General features: G+C 55.9%; 3 protein-coding genes. All 3 read left to right on the top strand.

The annotated features are described in order from the left end of the window. The first annotated feature begins 207 nt into the window (after nt 1–207). A complete protein-coding gene (gene pssA / locus D8V06_RS15985) occupies nt 208–1,065 on the top strand; it encodes a CDP-diacylglycerol--serine O-phosphatidyltransferase (protein ID WP_056855607.1) in 858 nt (285 codons plus the stop codon). Between the two features lie 63 nt (nt 1,066–1,128). Continuing rightward, nucleotides 1,129–2,142, top strand: a complete 1,014-nt coding sequence (gene msrP, locus D8V06_RS15980; RefSeq protein ID WP_130931289.1) for a protein-methionine-sulfoxide reductase catalytic subunit MsrP — start codon at nt 1,129–1,131, stop codon at nt 2,140–2,142. After that, complete coding sequence (gene msrQ / locus D8V06_RS15975; protein ID WP_130931288.1) at nt 2,142–2,762, top strand: protein-methionine-sulfoxide reductase heme-binding subunit MsrQ; 621 nt, start codon at nt 2,142–2,144, stop codon at nt 2,760–2,762. Before msrP ends, msrQ begins: the two co-directional genes overlap by 1 nt. The last annotated feature ends 62 nt before the right edge of the window (nt 2,763–2,824 follow it).

Raw genomic sequence — 2,824 nt, 5'->3', positions numbered from 1 at the left:
AACTGCGCTCCATGATGCCGTGGATCGGTGCCAACAAGATCGTCGACAAAGCCAAAAACTAAGTCTGACACTTGTACGAAAAACGCGGCTTAGGCCGCGTTTTTTCGTTTGGATCGCCGGTTCTGGTATAAAGCTGCATCGTTTGCGATGCGAACCGCTGTCGCAGACACCTGTCGAAACTTTCCACCCCGTTGCAAGGTATTGTCCATGAGCGAACGTCCCGAAGAGCCAAACCAGGCCTCTGACGCCGAAAGCCTGCTGCCCATCGATGAACATATCGAAGAAGGGCACGACGCTGAAGGCCGTAAAGTCCGGCATCGTGGTATCTATCTTTTGCCGAATCTGTTTACCACTGCGAACCTGTTCGCAGGTTTCTATTCCATCATCAACTCGATGAGCGCGCAGGCCGCCTTGAGCGCCGGCGACTCGGTCAGCGCAAGCAAGTACTTCGCTTTCGCTGCCATCGCGATCTTTGTCGCCATGGTGCTTGACGGCCTGGATGGTCGTGTTGCCCGCATGACCAACACCCAGAGTGCGTTCGGTGCCGAGTACGACTCGCTGTCGGACATGGTCGCTTTCGGTGTGGCGCCGGCGTTGCTGGCATTTGGTTGGGCGCTGGGCGACATGGGCAAGGTTGGCTGGATGGTCGCCTTCATATATGTAGCGGGCGCTGCGTTGCGTCTGGCGCGCTTCAACACTCAGGTCGGCACCGCCGACAAGCGCTATTTCATCGGTCTGGCCAGCCCGGCTGCTGCCGGAGTCGTGGCGGGTATCGTTTGGGCGTTCAGCGATTACGGCATTCAGGGCTCCAAGATGTCCTTTCTGGTGGCGTTGATGGTGGCAGCCGCGGGCATGCTGATGGTCAGCAACATCAAGTACAACAGCTTCAAGGAGCTGGACCTGAAAGGACGCGTACCTTTCGTGGCTATCCTCGCTGTCGTGCTGGTGTTCGCAGTCGTGTTCAGTGATCCTCCGCGCATTCTGCTGCTGGTGTTCCTCGCCTATGCGGCTTCCGGACCGGTGCAGTACTTGTTACATCTTCGTCGGCGCAAAAGCGTCGAGTGATGTAATTTCCCTCATACTCCGCAGACTGTTGGTGCATCTGTTCTCCAATGCTGCGGAGTAGCCATGCTGATCAAAATCCCCAAAGCGTCCGATTGCCATGAATCGGACGTCACGCCTGAATCTATTTATCTTTCTCGACGCACTGTGTTGGGCGCTGCTGCTGCCGGATTGGCTGTGGGCGCTCTGCCTCATTGGGCAGTGGCTGATGAGGCGGCGCGTTATCCGGATGTGGAGCCTGGCAAGGCGCCTTCCTGGTTCAGCGAAAAGCTGCCTTCGACCAAATGGGGCGCGGTCAATGTCAGGGATGAGGCAATAACCCCCTTCAAGGATGCGACCCATTACAACAACTTTTATGAGTTCGGTGCCGACAAGGGCGATCCGGCTGCCAATGCCGGCACCCTGAAGACTGAACCGTGGACGGTGGTCGTGGACGGGGAGGTGGGCAAGCCGGGACGGTATGCGCTGGAAGACTTCATGAAGCCTTATCAGTTGGAGGAGCGCATTTACCGACTTCGCTGCGTTGAGGCGTGGTCCATGGTGATTCCCTGGATAGGCTTCCCGATATCGGCTTTGCTCAGCCAGGTCGAGCCAACGTCAAAGGCCAGATTCATTCGCTTTGAAACTCTGCAGGATCCCAAGAGCATGCCGGGGCAGCGCTCTGGTTTTGCCTTGATTGACTGGCCTTATGTGGAAGGACTTCGACTGGATGAGGCGATGAATCCTTTGGCGATACTGGCGGTGGGGATGTACGGGCGCAAATTGCCGAACCAGAACGGAGCGCCGCTGCGTTTGGTAGTGCCGTGGAAGTACGGGTTCAAAAGCATCAAGTCCATCGTGCGCATCAGTCTGGTGAGCGAGCAGCCCAAAACCACTTGGCAGAGTATTGCCTCGGACGAATATGGTTTCTATGCGAACGTGAATCCTGCGGTTGACCACCCACGCTGGACGCAGGCGCGTGAGCGACGCTTGCCAAGTGGTCTGTTCAAGCCGAATGTGCGGGACACGCAAATGTTCAACGGCTATGCGGACGAAGTTGCTTCTCTATATACAGGGCTCGATCTGCGGAAGAATTACTGATGCGATATCCGCTTTGGCGTATTGGCGTTTTCATTGCGGCGATGGTGTGGCCCCTGCTCTGGTTGTATCAGGCTTGGGAGGATGTGTTGGGGCCAGACCCTGGCAAAGTGCTGGTCGACCGGTTGGGATTGGGAACGCTTGTCCTCTTGCTTATTACATTAAGTATGACGCCACTGCAGAAACTCACAGGTTGGGCGGGGTGGATTGCTGTCCGGCGTCAGCTGGGGCTTTGGTGCTTCTGTTATGTCGTACTGCACTTGAGCGCCTATTTGGCATTTATTCTGGGGTTTGACTGGTCGCAATTGGGCGTCGAGTTGCGCAAGCGTCCTTACATCATTGTTGGTGCGCTAGGTTTTCTGTGTTTGCTGGCACTGGCTGTGACTTCCAATCGATACAGTCAAAGAAGGTTGGGTGTTCGTTGGAAGAAGTTGCATCGTCTGGTGTATGTGATTCTGGGGCTTGGATTGCTGCATATGCTGTGGATCGTGCGTGCCGATCTGAAGGAGTGGGCGATCTATGCCGTTATAGGTGTGTTGCTGCTAGTGCTGCGCCTACCGCCGGTGGCACGCCGAATCCCACGATTAATGACAAAAAAGGCCTCTTCTGCCAAAAAGGCGTAAATAGTGGTTGACGGCAGATCTCAGGTGTCTATAATTCGCCCCACTTCCGGCGCAGTCGAAAC

The organism is Pseudomonas sp. Sample_24, from assembly GCF_004307605.1.
In the GTDB taxonomy this organism is placed as follows: domain Bacteria; phylum Pseudomonadota; class Gammaproteobacteria; order Pseudomonadales; family Pseudomonadaceae; genus Aquipseudomonas.
The sequence above is the reverse complement of the archived record's forward strand: the minus strand, read 5'-3'. Positions and strand labels throughout refer to the sequence as shown.

Bases quoted from the DNA above. Each gene is read 5' to 3' on its own strand.
- pssA (WP_056855607.1), top strand. From the start codon at position 208: ATGAGCGAACGTCCCGAAGAGCCAAACCAGGCCTCTGACGCCGAAAGC.
- msrQ (WP_130931288.1), top strand. From the start codon at position 2,142: ATGCGATATCCGCTTTGGCGTATTGGCGTTTTCATTGCGGCGATGGTG.
- msrP (WP_130931289.1), top strand. From the start codon at position 1,129: ATGCTGATCAAAATCCCCAAAGCGTCCGATTGCCATGAATCGGACGTC.